Source organism: Actinomycetospora aurantiaca (assembly GCF_037401875.1).
Lineage (GTDB): Bacteria > Actinomycetota > Actinomycetes > Mycobacteriales > Pseudonocardiaceae > Actinomycetospora > Actinomycetospora aurantiaca.
Map to the genome: position 1 here is coordinate 931585 of NZ_JBBEGN010000001.1, position 18347 is coordinate 949931.

The 18347-nt window shown below is 74.3% G+C and carries 16 protein-coding genes; 5 read left to right on the plus strand and 11 right to left on the minus strand.

The window, feature by feature from the left end; all coding sequences use genetic code 11:
• Nucleotides 1-41 precede the first annotated feature (41 nt).
• Both WCD74_RS04355 and WCD74_RS04360 read right to left on the minus strand, forming a co-directional pair.
• The gene (locus WCD74_RS04355; RefSeq protein ID WP_337693589.1) at nucleotides 42-233 is read right to left on the minus strand and encodes a ferredoxin; all 192 of its coding nucleotides are present in this window, start codon (nucleotides 231-233) and stop codon (nucleotides 42-44) included.
• A 121-nt stretch (nucleotides 234-354) separates the two neighbouring features.
• Entirely contained in the window at nucleotides 355-1248 is an 894-nt protein-coding gene (locus tag WCD74_RS04360; RefSeq protein WP_337693590.1) for a LysR family transcriptional regulator, read from the minus strand.
• Between the two features lie 170 nt (nucleotides 1249-1418).
• Here WCD74_RS04360 and WCD74_RS04365 point away from each other — a divergent pair, with 170 nt between their 5' ends.
• A complete protein-coding gene (locus tag WCD74_RS04365) occupies nucleotides 1419-2591 on the plus strand; it encodes an FAD-dependent oxidoreductase (protein WP_337693591.1) in 1173 nt (390 codons plus the stop codon).
• Here WCD74_RS04365 and WCD74_RS04370 read toward each other — a convergent pair.
• Nucleotides 2588-3274 (minus strand): PIG-L deacetylase family protein, encoded by a 687-nt coding sequence (locus WCD74_RS04370; protein ID WP_337693592.1) that lies wholly within the window; start codon nucleotides 3272-3274, stop codon nucleotides 2588-2590. The genes WCD74_RS04365 and WCD74_RS04370 overlap by 4 nt on opposite strands.
• Nucleotides 3275-3371: 97 nt before the next feature.
• On the opposite strand from WCD74_RS04370, the gene WCD74_RS04375 reads away from it, so the two are divergent.
• On the plus strand, nucleotides 3372-5000 hold the full coding sequence (locus WCD74_RS04375; RefSeq protein ID WP_337693593.1) for an APC family permease: 1629 nt from the start codon (nucleotides 3372-3374) through the stop codon (nucleotides 4998-5000).
• Here WCD74_RS04375 and WCD74_RS04380 read toward each other — a convergent pair.
• Genes WCD74_RS04380 through WCD74_RS04400 form a run of 5 tightly spaced genes read right to left on the minus strand, consistent with a single transcriptional unit; the run spans nucleotide 4984 to nucleotide 8252 of the window.
• Nucleotides 4984-5355 (minus strand): MmcQ/YjbR family DNA-binding protein, encoded by a 372-nt coding sequence (locus WCD74_RS04380; RefSeq protein WP_337693594.1) that lies wholly within the window; start codon nucleotides 5353-5355, stop codon nucleotides 4984-4986. The two genes, WCD74_RS04375 and WCD74_RS04380, sit on opposite strands and share 17 nt — an antisense overlap.
• Nucleotides 5356-5359: 4 nt before the next feature.
• A complete protein-coding gene (locus WCD74_RS04385; RefSeq protein WP_337693595.1) occupies nucleotides 5360-5482 on the minus strand; it encodes a hypothetical protein in 123 nt (40 codons plus the stop codon).
• A 58-nt stretch (nucleotides 5483-5540) separates the two neighbouring features.
• Nucleotides 5541-6941, minus strand: a complete 1401-nt coding sequence (locus WCD74_RS04390; protein WP_337693596.1) for a hypothetical protein — start codon at nucleotides 6939-6941, stop codon at nucleotides 5541-5543.
• A gap of 56 nt (nucleotides 6942-6997) precedes the next feature.
• Nucleotides 6998-7798, minus strand: coding sequence for an Fpg/Nei family DNA glycosylase (locus WCD74_RS04395; protein WP_337693597.1), 801 nt, complete (start codon nucleotides 7796-7798; stop codon nucleotides 6998-7000).
• Nucleotides 7791-8252: a ribose-5-phosphate isomerase gene (locus WCD74_RS04400; RefSeq protein WP_337693598.1), complete on the minus strand. Its 462-nt coding sequence runs from the start codon at nucleotides 8250-8252 to the stop codon at nucleotides 7791-7793. Before WCD74_RS04400 ends, WCD74_RS04395 begins: the two co-directional genes overlap by 8 nt.
• Before the next feature lie 119 nt (nucleotides 8253-8371).
• Here WCD74_RS04400 and WCD74_RS04405 point away from each other — a divergent pair, with 119 nt between their 5' ends.
• The 3 genes from WCD74_RS04405 to WCD74_RS04415 all read left to right on the plus strand — a co-directional run bounded on the left by WCD74_RS04405 (nucleotide 8372) and on the right by WCD74_RS04415 (nucleotide 14694).
• Nucleotides 8372-10942 carry a glutamate--cysteine ligase gene (locus WCD74_RS04405; protein ID WP_337693599.1) on the plus strand — a complete coding sequence of 857 codons (2571 nt, stop codon included), beginning with the start codon at nucleotides 8372-8374 and terminating at the stop codon, nucleotides 10940-10942.
• Nucleotides 10943-10976: 34 nt separating this feature from the next.
• Nucleotides 10977-12755, plus strand: coding sequence for an N-acetylglutaminylglutamine amidotransferase (locus WCD74_RS04410; RefSeq protein ID WP_337693600.1), 1779 nt, complete (start codon nucleotides 10977-10979; stop codon nucleotides 12753-12755).
• 109 nt (nucleotides 12756-12864) lie between these two features.
• Nucleotides 12865-14694, plus strand: a complete 1830-nt coding sequence (locus WCD74_RS04415; RefSeq protein ID WP_337693601.1) for a S9 family peptidase — start codon at nucleotides 12865-12867, stop codon at nucleotides 14692-14694.
• Here the strand turns inward: WCD74_RS04415 and WCD74_RS04420 are convergent.
• The 3 genes from WCD74_RS04420 to WCD74_RS04430 all read right to left on the minus strand — a co-directional run bounded on the left by WCD74_RS04420 (nucleotide 14660) and on the right by WCD74_RS04430 (nucleotide 18316).
• Nucleotides 14660-15568: a hypothetical protein gene (locus WCD74_RS04420; RefSeq protein ID WP_337693602.1), complete on the minus strand. Its 909-nt coding sequence runs from the start codon at nucleotides 15566-15568 to the stop codon at nucleotides 14660-14662. The genes WCD74_RS04415 and WCD74_RS04420 overlap by 35 nt on opposite strands.
• Nucleotides 15565-16875, minus strand: coding sequence for a DUF1996 domain-containing protein (locus WCD74_RS04425; protein WP_337693603.1), 1311 nt, complete (start codon nucleotides 16873-16875; stop codon nucleotides 15565-15567). The genes WCD74_RS04420 and WCD74_RS04425 overlap by 4 nt, the downstream gene beginning before the upstream one ends.
• 115 nt (nucleotides 16876-16990) lie before the next feature.
• Entirely contained in the window at nucleotides 16991-18316 is a 1326-nt protein-coding gene (locus WCD74_RS04430) for an MFS transporter (protein WP_337693604.1), read from the minus strand.
• Nucleotides 18317-18347: the final 31 nt, after the last annotated feature.

The window sequence follows — 18347 nt, forward strand, 5'->3', positions numbered from 1 at the left end:
TGACCAGGCGTTCCGGCCGTGTCGTGCACGACCGGATCGCCTCACTCCTCGATGGAGAGCGCACCGGACGGGCACGACCCGACCGCGTTGCGCGCGGCCTCGACGTCCTCACCCTCCGGGGTCTCCTCCAGCACGACGACGATCGCGTCGTCGTCCTGGTCGAACACGTTCTCGGCGGCGAGCACGCAGTTGCCCGCTCCGATGCAGACGTCGCGGTCGGCTCGGATCTTCATGGGGTGGTTCCTCTCCGGTGGTGGACGGAAGGGCGGGTCGATCTCACCAGGTGACCGGCAGATGGCGCAGCGTGCCCCTGACCCGACGGTAGCAGCGCAAACGGGAGGCGGCTCCCAGATGTCATCCCGCCTCGGCGCACTCCTTGGCCGCGGCGACGAAGTGCGCCACCGCGGGCGAGCGGTCGGTGCGCCGGTAGGCGACCTGCAGCGCGACCTGCGGGACCTCGCCGTCGAGCGGCAGGAACACGACGCCGGGCGGGCGCAGGTTCGCGTAGTAGGAGGGCTGCAGCGACACGCCCAGCCCGGCCGCGACGAGGCCGAGCTGGGTCTCGATGTCGGCGCCCTCGGCGACGATGCGCGGGCTGAACCCGTGGCCGCGGCAGTAGCTGACGATGATGTCGAAGAACGCCCGCCCCAGCGCCCGCGGCCAGAGCACGAACGGTTCGTCGGCGAGGGACTCCGGCGACACGGTCGGGCCCGCGGCGAGCGGGTGGTCCGTCGGCACCGCACACAGCAGCGGCTCGGACACCAGGTGCTCGACGGCGACGGTCTCGGTCGGCTGTGCGGCCCGGACCAGCCCGACGTCGAGGCGGCCGTCGGCGAGGTCGACGAGCTGCGCGGAGGTGTCGTGCTGGCTGACCTCGAGCTGCAGATCCGGGAACGCCACGCGCACCGACCGCAGGATGCGCGGCGTGATCGACGCCAGCGCCGTCCCCACCGACCCCACGGTCAGCAGGCCCACCGCCCCGTTCGCCGCCTGGGTCACCAGCGACTGCGCCCGCTCGGCCTCGGAGAGCACCCGCGGCGCCGCCTCGAACAGCACCCGCCCGGCCGCGGTCAGCTCCGTCGCCCGGCTCGAGCGGTCGAACAGCGCGGTCCCGAGGGTCTTCTCCAGCGCCCGGATCTGCTGGGACAGGGCGGGCTGGCTCACGTGCAGGCGTCGCGCCGCGCGGCTGAAGTGCAGCTCCGAGGCCACCGCGAGGAAGGCCCGCAGCTGCCGGAGCTCGAGGTCCATGGATCGATGGTGCACGACCGTCTCCCCCGGGGTCGCGACGACGCGCGCCGCGGTCCATAAGGCGACCCTTCTCGGAGCAGAAGCGACGCCGATCGCCGAACCGCACCGCGACCCGTCGTCGGGACGCAAGGTGGATCGCACGCCCGCCGCCGGAGGACGGAAGTGCTGTCATGACGAGCGACCACCGCCACGTCGTCGTGGGGTGCGGCGGGCTCGGCGCCGCCGCGCTGTACTGGCTGGCCCGGGCCGCGGGCGGCGCCCGGGGTGCGGTGCTCGGCCTCGAGGCGGGCGCGCTCGGCGGCGACCGCCCGGACGGCCGGCTCCTCGGACACGCCCAGCGCCAGGACGTCTACGCCGCGCTCGCCCCCGCGGCCCACGACGCGTGGCGGGCCGTCGAGCGCGTCTCGGGTCGCACGCTGCTGGCGGAGACCGGGGAGCTGCTGATCGAGGACGGCGAGGACCGCCTCGGGCCCGCCACCCTGGACGGGCACCGCGCGGTGGCCGCGCGGCACGGCACCGTGATCGAGGAGCTGGACGCGCGGGAGGTGACGGCCCGCTGGCCGCAGTTCCGCCTCGCCGGCACCGAGCACGCGATCCACCAGCGGCACTCCGGGGTCGTGGACGTCCGCCGCGCCGAGGCCACCCACCTCGCGCTCGCCCGCGGGCAGGGCGCCGACGTCGCCGACCACACCGCGGTGCGGGCGCTGCACCCCACCCGCGACCACGTCGAGGTCGTCACCGACGACGGGGTACTGCGGGCCGACCAGGTCGTCGTCACCGCCGACGGGCTCACCACCGACGTCCTCGCGGGCGTGGGACGGGACCTGCGCCTCACGACCCTCGAGGAGCACGTCACCACCTACGCGACCCCGCACCTGCTGGACTTCTCGGGCGAGCACTTCCCCGCCTTCCGCTGGTACGGCGCCGAGCACGTGCACGGGCACCCGGTCCTGGGCGAGGTCGCGACGACGCTCGACCAGCACCTCGACGGGCACGGCGTCGCGGCCGACTCGGGGTCGTTCGAGGCCGCGGCGCTGCGCCGGAAGCGCCGCGAGGAGTTCCTCGCCGAGCACGTCCCCGGCTTCGGGGGCCCGGAGCTGACGACGCGGACCCACCACTCCGCGATCGCCCCCGACCACCACCTCGTCGTCGACACCGTCCCCGAGGCACCGCGCGTGCACGTCGCGGTGGGCGCCGGCCACGGCGCCGCCTACGCCTCCCTGATCGGGCGCGTCCTGGCCGAGCTCGCGACGGCGGGACGCTCCCGCTTCCCGGTGGACACGTTCTCGCTGGACCGCCCGGCCCTGCTCGACCCCGACTTCGAGCGCCGCTTCGGGTTCTAGGAGAGCAGCTCGAACGGCACGCGCGGGGAACCGGCGCCGCCGACCATCTGCTCGACGACCGCGCGGGCCTGGTCCTCGACGGGCGCGTCGTCGAGGGCCGCGAGGTAGCGGCGGTGGCAGGCCAGCGACGCCACGGCGGTCTCGACGAAGCCGGTGACGTCGACCTCGTGCGTGGGTGCGGGCGAGGCCGCGACCGCCAGGTGGCGCACCTGGTGCGCCGCCCCGTCGTCGGGGAAGATCCACCGGGTCCCGGCGTCGGACACCGCGTCGATCGCCGCCCGGCCGACGGCGCGGTGGTCGGCGGAGTTCCACCCGCCGCCGTCCCACTGCTCGTGGTGGTTCATCGTGACGACGAGGTCCGGGCGGACGTCGCGGATCACGCGGGCGATGTCGCGGCGCAGGGCCACCGACTCGACGACGGTGCCGTCGGGGTGGTCGAGGAACCGCACGTCGTGCACGCCCACCACCGCGGCGGACGCCCGCTCCTCGGCCTCGCGGGCCGGCCCGGCCTCGGCGGGCGGCGTCGTCGCGATCCCGGCCTCCCCGCGGGTGACCAGCAGGTAGGTCACCGTCCGGCCCGCGGACGTCCACGCGGCGATCGCGGCGGACACGCCGTACTCCAGGTCGTCGGGATGGGCGGCGACGGCGAGGGCGCGCGACCAGTCGTCCGGGAAGGTCTCCATGGCCCGCAGCGTGCACCCTGGACCGCGGTCGAGGTCCAGACGGGACGAATCGGGCACGCAGCGTAACGATCTCCGGACCCGGGGTAGTGCCTCCTCCATGACCGGGACCCGCGAGTCGACGCGTGCAGACACAGGCCTGCGCAAGGACCTCGGGTTCTGGTCGCTGCTGGCGGCGGGGCTCGGCAGCGTGATCGGGTCCGGGTGGCTGTTCTCCTCGCTCTACGCCGCCCAGGACGCCGGCCCGGCGGCGATGCTGGCCTGGGTCGTCGGCGGCGCGCTGATGCTGTGCGTCGCGCTGGTGTTCGCCGAGCTGGGCATGGCCAAGCCGGAGTCCGGCGGCCTGGTGCGCTACCCCATGTACAGCCACGGCGGGCTCGCCGCGGGCATCGTCGGGTGGGCGAACTGGATCAGCTACGTCGGCAACCCGCCCACCGAGGCGGCCGGCGTGGTGCAGTACGCCGCGGCCTACCTCCCGGGCGTCTACGTCGACGACCAGCTCACCGGCCCCGGCATCGCGCTCGCCGTCGTCCTGATGGCGGGCTTCGTCGCGTTGAACTGGTTCGGCGTCCGGCTGTTCGCCCGCTCCAACACCACGATCACCGCCGTCAAGATCCTGATCCCGGTCGCCACCGTCGTCCTCCTCGTGGCCAGCGGGTTCGACTCGTCGAACCTGACCGACCACGGCGGGTTCGCCCCGTACGGCTGGAGCGCGGCGCTGGGCTCGATCGCGACGGCGGGGATGGTGTTCGCCTACACCGGCTTCCGCAACGTCGTCGAGCTCTCCGGCGAGGCCCGCGACCCGCGCCGGACCGTCCCCCGCGCCCTCATCACGACGATCCTCGTGACGATCGTGCTCTACCTCGGCCTGCAGCTGGCGTTCCTGGGCGCCGTCCCCGCGTCGTCGCTGCTCGGCGGCTGGCAGGGCGTGAACTTCGACTCCCCGTTCGCGGACCTCGCGATGGTGCTCGGGTTGACCTGGCTGTCGTGGACGCTGATCGCCGACTCGATGATCTCGCCGTCCGGCTCGGGGATCGTGTTCACCGCCGCCAACGCCCGCAACGTGTTCGGGCTGGCCAGGAACGGCTTCTTCCCGACGTGGTTGACCGGGCTGAACGCGCGAGGCGTCCCCGCGCGGGCGCTCGCGGTCAACTTCGTCATCGGCCTGGCGTACCTGCTGCCGCTGCCGAGCTGGCACTCGATCATCTCGGTGACCGGGTCGATCGCGGCGTTCACCTTCCAGATCGGGTCCGTCTCGCTCATCGCCTTCCGCCGGTCCGGGCTGACGCGGCAGGACACGCGGCTGCGGGGCATGACCGTGATCGCGCCGGTGGCGTTCGTGGTGTCGTCGCTGGTGATCTTCTGGGTGTCGTGGACGGAGCTGCGCGTCGCGATGGCGATCACCGTGATCGGGGTGGTCGTCTACGTCGTGGTGTGGCTGCGCTCCGGCCGACCCGCGGGACAGCTGTCCGGGGGCTGGTGGCTGGTGGTCTACCTCGCCGGGATCACGGTCCTCTCCGCGCTCGGCAGCTTCGACGGCGCGGGCCTGCTGCCGGCGCCGTGGGACAGCGTGGTCGTGGCGGTCTTCGCGCTCGCGATCTACGGCTGGGGTGTGCGCAGCGGGGTCGCGCACATGCTCGCGCGGCCCGAGATGGTGCGGGACCTGCGCGCCGAGGCGGACGCCGACCGGGGCGACGCGCCCGAGGAGGGCGTCACAGCAACGCGCTGAGGCGCTTCGGCGCGACGTGGCGGTAGGCCTCGACGACGATGCCGCGCAGCTCGTCGTCGTCGAGCGCGTCCTCGCCGTCGAGGTCGAGACGCAGCCCGAGCCACCCGCGGCCGCCGACGTAGGGCGGCCGGAAGAAGCGCGCCGGCTCGTCGTCGATCAGCTGGGCCGCGGCCCCGGGCGGTGCGGCGGCCCAGATCGCGACGTGCGGGTCGCCGTGGGTGTGGTCGGCGAACATCACGAAGGTCTTCTTCCCGCGCACGAACCAGCACGGGGTCCCGTGGCTCATCCGCTCGACGACCTCGGGCAGCGCGAGGCAGGCGGCGCGCACGCGCTCCAGCAGCGGGTCGGTCTCCACGCCCCTAGAAGAGCAGAGCCCCCACCAGCAGCGACAGGATGAACACCGCCAGGACGACGAGGGTGACGATCTTCGTCCACGGTGCGTGGTTCGTGGTGGTGGCGCCCTCGCGCGGCTCGTCGTCCACTCCGTACCCCTCGCGTCGTCCGGTTCGTCCGGTTGCGAGGTTACCGGCACTCGGGAACCTAGCTCGCCCGGCGGCGTCCCGGCTCGACCGCGACCGCATGGCGTGCTGCGGCAGAGCGGGCCACCTCGGCCTGCTCCGGCGCGGCGACCGAGGAGTGCCGACCGGCCGGCGCCTCGGGCGGCGAGGCCCGTGGAGCGGGCGCACCGCCGAAGGTCATCCCGCCGCCGAAGGGCGCCGTGGTCTCGGCCGACGTGGCCGGCACGGGCTCGTCCCGACGGCGGGTGGCGGCAGTCCGCGGACGCGGCCGGGGCTGCGGCGGCGTGTCGCGGGCCTCCGCCGCGGTCCGCTTCGCGTGGGCGGACCGGCGTCCGGCCACCGCCGCGCCGGCCGCGACGCCGGGCGTGGGCCGGGACGCACCCGCGGGGCGCTCCTCGGCGGGGGCGCTGCGCGGGACGGGCACGGCCCCGGTCGGTGCGGCACCGCCCCGTCGCGGCGCAGGGGCGGGGGTCGGGGCGTTGCGGTCCTCGGCGAGGCGTCGGCGCCCTCCGGTGGACCGCTCGACCGGCGCGGAGCGCTCAGCGGCGGTCTCGGAGCGGGCGGGAGCCGATCCGGCCGGGCGAGGAGCCCGGGGGGCCGGAGCGGGACGCTCGGCCCGTGCCGGACGGTCCGCGGCCACGGCACGGTCGGACCCGCTCGGCCGGGCGACCGCGGTGGTTCGCGGCGGCAGCGCGATGCGGTCGGGCGTGCGGACCCGGCCGTCGCGGATCGCGAGGGTCTCGGCCGTGACGGGCCGGCGGGCGCCTCCCGTCCGGCCGGCCGCGGCGGGCACCACCTCGGTGGGCACCGGCACCGGCCGGGAGACCGACTCGGCCGACGCCACCGCGCGGACCGCGTGCCGCGCCGTCACGGCCACGCCGTCGTCCTCGGCGGGCACGGGGCGCCGGGGAGACGGCGTCGGCCGGGCGACGGTCGCCGTGCGGTCCGCGGCGGGAGCGGCGGCAGCAGTGACAGGAGCAGCGGGTGCCGCGCGGCGGGGCGTCGGGCTCGGACGGGCGGCGATCGGGTCGGTCGGCTCCCCGACCTCGGAGCCGGTGTCCGACGCGGCGTCCGGCGTGGCCCCGGACGCGGCCGGCTCCTCCCGGCGGCGCGGACGGGCGGGCCGCACCGGGACCGGCACGAACGGCATGGGATCCACGGGCGGACGGGCCGCGGCGGCGGCCGCGGTGCGTCGCGCACGCGAGCGGGTGCCCAGCGCGGAGGCGACGAAGGCGATCCCGACGACGCCCCAGAACGCGACGACGGCGACCTGGTACCAGGGTGTCGGCGAGGAGAACAGCGCCACCTGCACGCCCGCGGCCGCGAACGAGACCAGGGCGAGGACGAGCGCGGTCGAGGGCCGGGTCGTCAACTGCCAGACCGGCCGGCCGGGGCGCGTGCGCAGCCGCACTACGGAACGCACAGGGGACCTCCTCGCGTGTCACCCGGTCGAGTGACCCCGCCGTTATAGCACCTGCATCAGCCCGTGTTCTGACAGGACGGGCACCAGAACAGGTTCCGGGCGACGTGCGTACTCCGGACGATCTCGGTGCCGCAGAGCAGGCATGGCCGGCCGTCCCGCCGGTAGACGTAGACCGGGCGGTCCTGTGCGAGGTCGGCGTGCTCCGGACGGAGGGTGCGGATCGAGCCGCGCCGCACCCCGTCGCGCAGGAGTTCCCCCAGGTCGTCCCACACGGCGAAGAACCGGAGCCGGCCGAGCGCGCGGCCCTCGAGGAACGGGTCCAGTCCGTGGCGGAACAGCACCTCGGCCCGGTAGACGTTCCCGACCCCGGCGATCACGGCCTGGTCCATGAGCAGCGTCGCGATCGGCGCGCGCGACCGCGACACCCGCGCCCACACCCGTTCCGGGTCCGCGTCGGGCCGCAGCGGGTCCGCACCGAGCCGCGCGTGGAGCGTCTCCACCTCACTCTCGGTGAGCACCTCGCAGGCGGTGGCGCCGCGCAGGTCGGCGTAGTGGGTCGGCCCGACCATCCGCATCCGGACCTGCCCGACCGGCGTCGGCGGCCCGGCCCCGTCGTCGGGAAGGGAGCTCAGGGAGAACTTCCCGTACAGCCCGAGGTGCACGTGCACCACCAGGTCCGCCTCGTAGACGTGGAACAGGTGCTTGCCGTGCGCGTCGACCTCGCGCAGGACCCGGCCGTCGACGAGCTCCGCGCCCGCGAGGAACCGCCCCTGCGGCGAGGTGACCTCGACGGCCTCCCCGCGGAAGTGCCGGGTGTGCGAGCGGGCGAGCCGCCGGATGGTGTGGCCCTCAGGCACCCGTGATGTGTCCGGTCGTCTCGTACTCGGCGAGCATGTCGATGCGGCGCTGGTGGCGGCCGCCCTCGAAGGCGGTCGCGAGGAACGTCGTGACGATCGACGTCGCCTCCTCGGGCGTGTGCATCCGCGCGCCGACGGCCACGACCTGCGCGTCGTTGTGCTTGCGCCCGAGCTCCGCGGTCGCGGTGTCGTACGCGAGCACCGCGCGGATCCCGCGCACCTTGTTCGCGGCGATCTGCTCGCCGTTGCCGGAGCCGCCGATGACGACGCCGAGCGAGCCGGCGTCGTCGCGCACGCGCTCGCCGGTCGCGGTGCAGTACGGCGGGTAGTCGTCGGCCGCGTCGTACTCGGCGGGCCCGACGTCGATGACCTCGTGCCCGGCGTCGGCGAGCGCCGAGAGCAGGTGGGCCTTGAGCTCGAAGCCGGCGTGGTCGGAACCGATGTAGACGCGCACGGCGCCGAATCCTCGCACCCCCGTACCCGATCCGGGCGGCGGGTGCGCGCACGACGGGCGATCGTCACGTCCGCGACCCGTGAAACATCCCTGTGACACGGTGCTTCTAGCGTGCACGCATGGCGGAGGAGCTGGCGGACCCGGGCGGCGTCGTCCTCGGGGTCGAGGAGGAGTTCCACCTCGTCGACCTCGACTCGCGCTGTGCGGTGCCGCGCGTGCCGGAGATGCTCGACGAGCTGGCGGCCCTGGACGCGGACGCGTTCGCCGCCGAGCTCAAGCCGTCGATCATCGAGACGAACTCCGACCCGACGTCGTCCCTGGCGGACCTGCGCAGCGACCTGCTCCGGCTGCGCCGCATGCTCTCCTCGATGGCCGAGACCCGCGGGCTCGGCGTCGTCGGGGCCGGGTCGGTGCCGCTGGTGGACGGTTCGGCGCTGGGCATCACCCCGTCGCCGCGCTACGAGCGGATGCGCGACGAGTACCAGATGCTCGCGTTCGAGCAGCAGATCTGCGGGACCCAGGTGCACGTGGACGTGCCCGACCGCGACACCGCGGTCGCGGTCATGCAGCACTCGGCGCCGTGGCTGCCGATCCTGCTGGCGATGTCGGCGTCCAGCCCCTTCTGGCACTCCGAGGACACCGGCTACGCCAGCTCGCGCACGCTGGCCTGGCACCGGTGGCCGACGGCGGGACCACCCGCGCCGCTGCGCGACGCCGCCGAGTACGACGCGCTGATCGACGACCTGCTGCGCTCCGGGACGATGTCCGACCCGGGGATGGTGTACTTCGACATGCGTCCCTCGGCGCACCAGAAGACCGTCGAGCTGCGGATCTGCGACGCCTCCCCCACGGTCGACGGCGTCGTGCTGATCGCGGGTCTGGCCCGCGCCATGGTCAACCACGGGGTCCGCGCGCACCTCGCGGGCCGGCCGCAGCCGGCGTACCGCCCCGAGCTGCTGCGCGCGGCGTCCTGGCGCGCGGCCCGCTCGGGCATGGAGGGCGACCTCGTCGACGTCACCGGCCGCGAGCTGGTCCCGCCGTCGCGCGCCGTGCGCCTCCTGCTCGACCACCTGCGCGACGACCTCGAGGCGACCGGCGACTGGGACGAGGTGTCCGAGCTCGCGCTGGAGGCCCTCGCGCGCGGGTCGTCGGCGGCCCGCCAGCGCCAGCGCTTCGGGCGGACCGGCACGCTCGAGGGCGTCGTCGACCTGCTCGTCGCCGAGACCCGGGGCGAGGTCGAGGTCCGGCTCGAGGTGCCGGCGCCCGAGGCGGTCGCGCCGGTCCTGCTCGGGGCCTACCGCCCGCCGTCGTACGACGAGGCCGTGGACACCGCCGGGCACGTCCGCCCGACCTACGGCTGGATGGTGTCGGCGCTGGAACGGATCGGGCCCGGCGGCCTGCTCGCGCACGAGCGCAGCCGCGACGCCGAGCAGCGGGCCCGCTCGATGTTCTTCCCGCAGCCGGACGACCCGGAGCGGCTCTTCCCCCTCGACCTGATCCCGCGCCTGATCACCGCCGACGACTGGGCGGCGCTCTCGGCCGGGCTCGTGCAGCGCGCCCGCACCCTCGAGGCGCTGCTCCAGGACCTGCACGGCGAGCGGGCCTGCCTGCGCGACGGCGTCCTGCCGGCGGCGGCGCTGCGCTGGCTGCCCGAGCCCGGCGACGCCTCGTCGCTGGTCCCGCCCGGCTCGACCCGGGCGCTGGTCAGCGGGCTGGACGTGGTCTGCGACGGCGAGGGCCGCTGGAAGGTCCTCGAGGACAACCTGCGCATCCCCTCCGGCATCGCCTACGCGATGGCCGACCGCCGCGTCGTGCGGTCGGTCCTGCCCGAGCTGCAGGCCCCGGAGGGCATCGTCGACTCCGACGAGGGACCCGGCATGCTGCGCGAGGCGCTCCTGAGCTGCGCCCCGGCCGCCGCCGGCGACGAGCCGGGCCTCGTGGTGCTGACCGAGGGACCGCACGACTCGGCCTACTTCGAGCACGCGATGCTCGCCGAGGAGATGGGCGTGCCCCTCCTCGAGCCCTCCGGCATCCGGATCACCGCGGACGGGACGCCGACGGTCGCGGTCTCCGGGCAGCGCATCGACGTGGCCTACCGCCGCATCGACGAGGAGAAGCTCTACGCCGCCCCGGACGCCGACGGGCGCACCCTGCGCGACCCGCTGCAGGCCGCGGTGCGCGAGGACCGGTTCGCGCTGCTCAACACGCCGGGCAACGGCCTGGTCGACGACAAGGCCGTCTACCCGTTCGTCCGCTCGCTGACCGAGTACTACTTCGGCGAGAAGCCGCTGCTCGACGACGTCACCACCTACTCCTGCGCCGACCCCGACCAGCTCGCGCACGTCCTCGCGCACCTCGACACGCTCGTGCTAAAGCCGGTCGACGGCTACGGCGGGGCAGGCATCGTCATCGGCCGGGACGCCTCCGCCGAGGAGCTCGCCGCGGCCGCGGCCGACGTGCGCGCGCACCCCGCGAGCTACGTCGCCCAGGAGACGGTGGAGATCTCCACGCACCCGACCTTCACCGGTGCCGACCTCGCGCCCCGCGTCGTGGACCTGCGGGCGTTCGTCGTGCTCGGGGCGGCGCCCGCGGTCCTGCCGACCCCCCTGACGCGAGTCGCGCCCGTCGGGAGCCTCGTGGTCAACTCGTCGCGCGGGGGCGGCTCGAAGGACACCTGGCTCCTGCGCTGACACCATCCCCCGATCTCGAGGAGTCGATCGACGCATGTGCGGCATCGCCGGGGAGTTCCGGTACGACGGCGGCGCGGCGCGGGTCGGTGCGGTCCTGGCGATGGCGCAGGTGCTCGAGCCGCGCGGCCCCGACGGCTGGGGCGTCGTCGGGCACGGACCCCTGGCCCTCGCGCACCAGCGGCTCGAGATCATCGACCTGACCGAGACCGGGTCGCAGCCCATGGTCGATGCCGAGCTCGGCCTGACCGCGGTGTTCAACGGGTGCATCTACAACTACCCGGAGCTGCGCGAGGAGCTGGGCCGCGAGGGCTACCGGTTCTTCTCCACCTCGGACACCGAGGTGATCATCAAGGCCTACCACCGGTGGGGCCAGCGCTGCGTCGAGCACTTCAAGGGCATGTTCGCCTTCGCGATCGCCGACCGCACCACCGGCCGGCTCGTGCTCGGCCGCGACCGGCTCGGGATCAAGCCGCTCTACACGGCGTCCGTGTCGGGCGCGTTGCGGTTCGCCTCGTCGCTGCCCGCCCTGCTCGCACCGGGCGGCGTCGACACCTCGATCGACACGGTGGCCCTGCACCACTACATGAGCTTCCACGCCGTGGTCCCGGCCCCGCGCACCATCCTCGCCGGGGTCCGCAAGCTGCCGCCCGCCGTCGTCCGGACCGTGGAGCCCGACGGCTCGTCCAGCGACTGGACCTACTGGCAGCCGGAGTTCGTGCGCGGCACCACGGAGCACTCCGCGGGCGAGTGGGCCGAGATCGCCCGGGAGTCGCTGCGGACCGCGGTGCAGCGGCGGATGGTCGCGGACGTGCCCGTCGGCGTGCTGCTCTCCGGCGGCATCGACTCCTCGATCGTCGTGGCGATGCTCGCCGAGGAGGGCCAGAAGGACCTGAAGACGTTCTCGATCGGCTTCGAGTCCGAGGCCGGGGAGGCCGGCGACGAGTTCGACTACTCGGACCTGGTCGCGAAGACCTACGGCACCGACCACGTCAAGATCGACGTGCCGAAGGCCGACACCGACGACGCCCTGCCCGGTGCCGTCGCGGCCATGAGCGAGCCGATGACCAGCCACGACGTCGTCGCGTTCTACCTGCTCTCCCGCGAGGTCTCGCGCTCGATCAAGGTGGTGCAGTCCGGGCAGGGTGCCGACGAGGTGCTCGGCGGCTACGACTGGTACCCGCCGATCGCGCGGGTGGGCCGCGAGGGTGCCGTCGACGCCTACCACCGGGCCTTCTTCGACCGGCCGTCGTCGGCGATCGCCGACCTGGTGGCCCCGGAGTACCTGGTGGACCACGACCCGTCGCTCGACCTGGTGCGGGACCACTTCGCCCGTCGCGGCGCCGACGAGGCCGTCGACGCGGCGCTGCGCCTCGACACGACGGTGATGCTCGTCGACGACCCGGTGAAGCGGGTGGACAACATGACGATGGCGTGGGGCCTGGAGGCCCGCGTGCCGTTCCTCGACCACGATTTCGTCGACACCATGGGCGCCTGCCCGCCGGAGTACAAAATGGCCGACGGCGGCAAGGGCGTGCTCAAGGCGGCCGCCCGCGGGCTGCTGCCGGACGAGATCATCGACCGGAAGAAGGGCTACTTCCCGGTCCCGGCGATCCGGCAGCTCTCCGGCCCGGTCCTCGAGCGCGTCACCGCGGCCCTCACCGACCCGGCCGCGCGGCGCCGCGGGCTGTTCCGCACCGACGCCGTCGCGACGATGCTCGACGACCCGAACTCCGGGCGCACCAACCTGGGCGCGAACGCCCTGTGGCAGGTCGCACTCCTGGAGATGTGGCTGCAGGCCCACGGCATCGACTGACGTAGGTTCGCCCTCTCGTGATGTCAGCACTGCGGCCATGCTGACGCTGGACGTCACATTCGTAGGTGGTATCGGCGGCGGGACGCGCACTCCAGGGAGGTCGGCAGCGGTGGACGAGTGGATCGGCGCCACCCGATGCTGGTCGCCCAGCCCCTCGCCCGACGGCACGACGATCGCGTTCGTCTGGGACGGCGACGGCCGCCCCGTCGTCCGGATGCACGAGCGACGCACCGGACGCGAGTGGTCGCTCGACACCGGGGACGACCTGGTCTCGACGGTGAAGTGGTCCCCCGACGGGCGGTGGCTCGGGGTGGAGGCCGCGCCCGACGGCGGCGAGCGCACGTCGGTCTACGTCGTGCGCCCGGACGGCACGGACCTGCGCCCGATCCAGGGGGTCGGCGACGGCGACCGCGGCGCGGTCTCGCTGGACCGCTGGACCCACACCGGCTCCGTCGTCGCGGTCACCGAGTCCGACTACGAGACGACCACCGCCTGGCTCGTCGACGTCGACACCGCGCTGCGTCAGCGCCTGGGGTCCGGCCACGCGCTGCAGATCCTCGACGTGTCCCGCGACCGCCGTCGGGCCCTGCTGCGCCGCGGACGGCGCGGGTCGCGCCACGTCGGGATCGTCGACCTGGACGGCACCGAGGGCTGGCACGAGATCGACAGCCGCCGCGGGCCCGGCGGTCCGCCCGGCGCCGTGGAGCACCCGGTCGCCATCACCCGCGACTCGTCCGTGGTCGCCGCCCGCTTCACCCCGGACGGCACGCGCATGCTGATCCTCACCGACGGCGGGCGGGAGCGGGCCGCGCTGGTCAGCGTGGACGTCGCGACGGACGCCCGGCCGATGTACCCGGAGGTGCTCGCCGAGCGCGACGACGCCGAGCTCGAGCGGTTCGCCCTGACCGAGGACGCCGCCACCGCGGCCGTCGTCTGGAACGTGACCGGGCGCAGCGAGGTCGATCTGCTCGACCTCGCCACCGGCAAGCCCGCGCCCTACACCCCGCCCGGCGACGTCGTCACCTCCGCGGTGTTCAGCCACGACGGCGACTCGCTGGTGCTCGGCATCCAGGCCCCGGCCGTCCCGGCCGCGGTGTGGTGCCACGAGCTGTCCTCGCAGACGACGGCGCTGATCTGCCCGCAGGAGGACACCGACCGGTCGGCCGTGGTGCACCCCGTCCTGGAGACCGTGTCGACCCCGGACGGGCTCTCCCTGCCCGGCTGGCTCTACCGCCCCCGCGGCGCGGTGGGCCCGCTGCCGACGGTGATCTACCTGCACGGCGGGCCGGAGGCCCAGGAGCGCCCGGTGTTCACGCCGCTCTACCAGGTGCTCCTCGCCCACGGGATCGCCGTGTACGCCGCCAACGTCCGCGGGTCGTCGGGGTTCGGGCGCTCGTTCGTCAACGCCGACGACGGCGCGGGGCGCTTCGGGGCGATCCGCGACGTCGCCACCTGCGCGGAGCACCTCGTCGCGGCGGGGATCGCCGACGCCGACCGGGTCGGCGTCATGGGCCGCTCCTACGGCGGCTACCTGACCCTCGCCGCGCTGGTGAACCACCCGGAGCTGTTCGCGGTCGGGGTGGACGTGTGCGGCATGGCGGACTTCGAGACCTTCTTCGCCCGCACCGAGCCGTGGATCGCCGACGCCGCGGTCGGCGAGTACGGCCACCCCATCCACGACCGCAACCTGCTCCGCGAGCTCTCCCCCGTGCACCGCATGGACCGGCTCCGTGCCCCGCTGCTCGTGGTGCACGGCCGCAACGACACCAACGTCCCCGTCCACGAGGCCGAGCTCGCGGTGCACGGCGCGAAGGCCGCGGGCGTCGACGTGCGGTACCTGCTCTTCGAGGACGAGGGCCACGAGATCCAGCGCCTGGAGAACCGGCGGACGTTCGTCCACGCCGTCACCGACTGGCTGACCACGCACTTCTCGCGGTGACGTCCGGGCTCCGTCCCGACGACCGATGGCTGCCCCAGGGCAGCACCGCCACCTCGCCGGTGGGGGCCGGGTCCTCGAACGGCGCCGGCCGCCACGGGTCGAGCGGCAGCGGGTCGGCGGCGTACGGGTCGTAGGGCTCGCGCACCGGAGGCACGGGGCGCAGCGCCCGCACCGGCTCGTCGTCGGGAACGGGCGTCCGACGACGGAGCAGGGCCGGGAGGTCCACCAGCAGCGGTCCGCTCCACCGCTCCTCGATCCCTCGCAGGCGCCAGGTCCCCAGCCCGAGGACGAGCCCGAACACGACGTGACCGAGGAACGACAGCGTCACCGTGACCGGGGTCAGCGCGAACATCAGCGTCTGCCCACGGGGCAGGAGCACCGTCGCCATCAGCCCGCCCCACGTCGGGCCGACCGCGAAGAGCACCGCCGCGCCCACCGTCCACCGCGGGCCGAGCCGGCGCAGCCCGGTCGCAGCGGCCAGCGTCACGAACACGACCCCCAGGCCGCCGCCGTCGCCCGCGTACCGCCACACGTAGCCCGCGACCCCGCCGAGCACCTGCTCGGAGGGGTCGACGTCGAGCAGCCAGGTGCCCATCGTCGGGATGAAGTCGTCCCACCAGCCCAGCAGCGCGACCGTGTCGAGGCGGAAGACGTCGTAGACCGCCGTCGCGATCAGGCCCCACCGCAGGCCGTCGAGCACCAGCCGGTCCTCCGGCGCCGGGGAGAACACCGCCAGCAGCACCAGCACCGCGGCGGCCGGGACGATGACGATCCCGGCCGAGACGTGCATCGGGACCAGCCCGGCGACGTGCGCGGTGATCGAGAGCAGCGGCAGCGCGGCGAGCACCAGATGGGCCACCACCCGGGGACTCACCGGTGCGCTCCGCCGTGCGCGGCGCCGGCGTTCCTGTGCTCCGCCATCGCCGTCGCGAAGTTCTTCGTGACGGCGAGCTCGTCGCTGCGGCCGCGGGGGCCCGAGCCCGCGGCGGCCTCGCCCGGGCCCTGCTCGCAGCGGCGGGCCTCGTTGATGCAGTCCGCGCCCGCCTGCGCCCGCGACTCGGTGGAGAGGTACTCGAGCAGGGCGTGGTCGGTCACCGGGTCGTGCTGCTGCTCGGGGAAGCTGTCGATCGCGAACGACCGTCCCGGCGGCTGGTCGTAGGACACCGTGATCCGCAGGGCCGGCACCGGAATCAGGTCCTCCTCGCACTCCCCGGTCTCGTCGGGGTACTGCAGGTGGCTGACGAAGTCCTCGGACGACAGGTCCTCGCCGTTCCAGCAGCTCGGGAAGTCGTAGACCCGCTGCAGCTGCGAGCCCTGCGGGCAGATCGGGTACAGCTCGGTGAGCCGGTCGGCCGCGCCGGAGCAGGTGAACTTCGAGTTCGACCCCTCCCCGGTGCTCCCCGCCTTCGCCGACCCGGTGATGAGCTGCATGTTCAGTGGCATCGGCTCGGTGCGGCGCGTCCCGTGCCCGTGGAAGGTGTAGTCGACCGAGGCCGGCACCACGAACGACCCGACGTTGCCGTCGAGACTGCCGCCGTCCATCCCGACGTCGGGCCCGACCCCCTCCAGGTCGCGCAGCACCGGCCAGAAGATCGGCGACCGGTCGCCGTTGGTGCAGGTCGTCTCCGCCTGCTCCAGGGCGTCCTGGTTCTCCGAGGACGCCGCGTTGGTGGACTCGTTGCCCGCGTAGTCGTGCGTGTGCTGGGCCCCGTTGCGCTTGCCGGGGGCGACGATGAAGTTGTCCGAGTTGTGGTGGTCCGAGAGCGGGCAGGAGAACGAGTAGCTGCCGCCGGAGAAGTCGCCGCCGTTCTTGATGTTGCCGTTGGGCTCGACGTCGGCGATGGACACGTACTCCTGGGCCGACGCCTTCCCGGCCTGGTCGCGGCCGGCGAACTGCGCGTCGTCGCCGTCGGAGGCCTGCTCCTGCTCCCCGGAGTCCCCGGAGTCCCCGGAGTCCCCGGAGTCCTGCTCCTCCTCGGACCCGCCGTCGTCCTCGTCGTCGCCCCCGCCGTCGTCGCCCCCGCCGTCGTCACCGTCGTCCCCGCCGTCGGACTCCGCCACGAGGACCACCCCGACGGCGGCCGCCGCGCTCTCCGCGGCCGCCCGCACGAGCCCGGCCAGCCCGAGCGGCACCCCCGCCCCGACCACGAGCACCACGACGACGAACCCGGCGACGAGCATCGCTCGTCGCCGGGCCCCTGGTGCGGTCCGCCGCATCCACCCACCTCCGGGAGCGGACGCTAGGCCGACGCCGTCGGCCGTGGGTGCGGTTCGGGAAAACTCGTCGGGCCGGTGCTCAGACCGGCAGCTCGCGGCGGGAGGTCTCGCGCAGCGTCACGACCGTGACGAGCCCGACGAGGGCGACGCCGATGACCCAGAAGGCCGGGGACATGACGTTGCCGGTGCTCTCCACGAGCTGCGCCGCGACGTAGGGCGCGGAGCCCCCGGCGACGATGGTGCCGATGTTGAAGCCGAGCGCGACCCCGGTGTAGCGCACCCGCCGCGGGAAGAGCTCGGTGAACAGCGGGAACGCGGGCACCTGGGCGAGCCCGTTGACCGCCATGTAGACGACGAGGACGAGCCCGACCACGACGAGGCTCCCGGTCGCCCCCATGAGCGCGAAGGCGGGCCAGGCGATGACGAGGTAGAGCACGTACGCGGAGACCAGCACGGGACGGCGCCCGAAGCGGTCGGTGAGCATCCCGGCGAGCGGATAGGTCAGGCAGGCCGCGGCGATGGCGATCGCCGAGGTCCAGGAGACCGCGGCCTTGGAGAACCCGAGGTTCTGCACGAGGTAGACGTTGAAGTAGGTCAGGCCGATGTAGCCGGTGCCGTTCATCGCGATCGCGATGCCGACGACCTGCAGGACGGCCCGCGGGTTCTCCCGCACCACCTGCCGCAGCGGGCTCCGCACGATCTCCTGGCGGGCCGCCATCTCGGTGAACTCCTCGGTGTCCTCGAGCTTGACCCGCACGAGCAGACAGATCACGGCGAGCGGGATCGAGATCAGGAACGGGATGCGCCAGCCCCACGCCGCGAGCTGGTCGGCCGTGGTGAAGGTGGTGACGAGCCCGACCACCGCCGCGGCCACGGCGAAGCCCAGCGTGGAGCCGACCGGGGTGAACGAGCCGAAGAGCCCCCGGCGACGGGCCGGCGCGGACTCGGCGATGTACGTGGCGGCCCCGCCGATCTCCCCACCGGCCGAGAAGCCCTGCGCGAGCCGGATGAGGAGCAGCAGCACCGGGGCGGCGACCCCGATCGCGGCGTACGTCGGCAGCAGCCCGAGCAGGCCGCAGCAGATGCCCATCGCGACCACCGTGACGACGAGGGCGTGCCGGCGGCCGCGACGGTCGCCGAGCCGCCCGAAGAACCAGCCGCCGAGCGGGCGCATCACGTACGCGGAGCCGAAGACGGCGAGGGTCAGCAGGATCGACACCCCGGGCTCGGTGCTCGGGAAGAACAGCGGGCCGATGGTGACGGCGAGGAAGGCGTAGACGCTGAAGTCGTAGTACTCGATCAACGTCCCGACGCCCCCGGCGAGGGCGGCGCGGCGTGCGGTGGTGGACCGCGGGTCGGTGGCGGTGGTGGGCGACGGCGGCGCGGTCGGCGACACGTCGGTCATGGCGGGCTCCGGTACGGCGGTGGGACGGGGC

Bases quoted from the DNA above. Each gene is read 5' to 3' on its own strand.
- WCD74_RS04355 (WP_337693589.1), bottom strand. From the start codon at position 233: ATGAAGATCCGAGCCGACCGCGACGTCTGCATCGGAGCGGGCAACTGC.
- WCD74_RS04360 (WP_337693590.1), bottom strand. From the start codon at position 1,248: ATGGACCTCGAGCTCCGGCAGCTGCGGGCCTTCCTCGCGGTGGCCTCG.
- WCD74_RS04365 (WP_337693591.1), top strand. From the start codon at position 1,419: ATGACGAGCGACCACCGCCACGTCGTCGTGGGGTGCGGCGGGCTCGGC.
- WCD74_RS04370 (WP_337693592.1), bottom strand. From the start codon at position 3,274: ATGGAGACCTTCCCGGACGACTGGTCGCGCGCCCTCGCCGTCGCCGCC.
- WCD74_RS04375 (WP_337693593.1), top strand. From the start codon at position 3,372: ATGACCGGGACCCGCGAGTCGACGCGTGCAGACACAGGCCTGCGCAAG.
- WCD74_RS04405 (WP_337693599.1), top strand. From the start codon at position 8,372: ATGGCGGAGGAGCTGGCGGACCCGGGCGGCGTCGTCCTCGGGGTCGAG.
- WCD74_RS04410 (WP_337693600.1), top strand. From the start codon at position 10,977: ATGTGCGGCATCGCCGGGGAGTTCCGGTACGACGGCGGCGCGGCGCGG.
- WCD74_RS04425 (WP_337693603.1), bottom strand. From the start codon at position 16,875: ATGCTCGTCGCCGGGTTCGTCGTCGTGGTGCTCGTGGTCGGGGCGGGG.
- WCD74_RS04430 (WP_337693604.1), bottom strand. From the start codon at position 18,316: ATGACCGACGTGTCGCCGACCGCGCCGCCGTCGCCCACCACCGCCACC.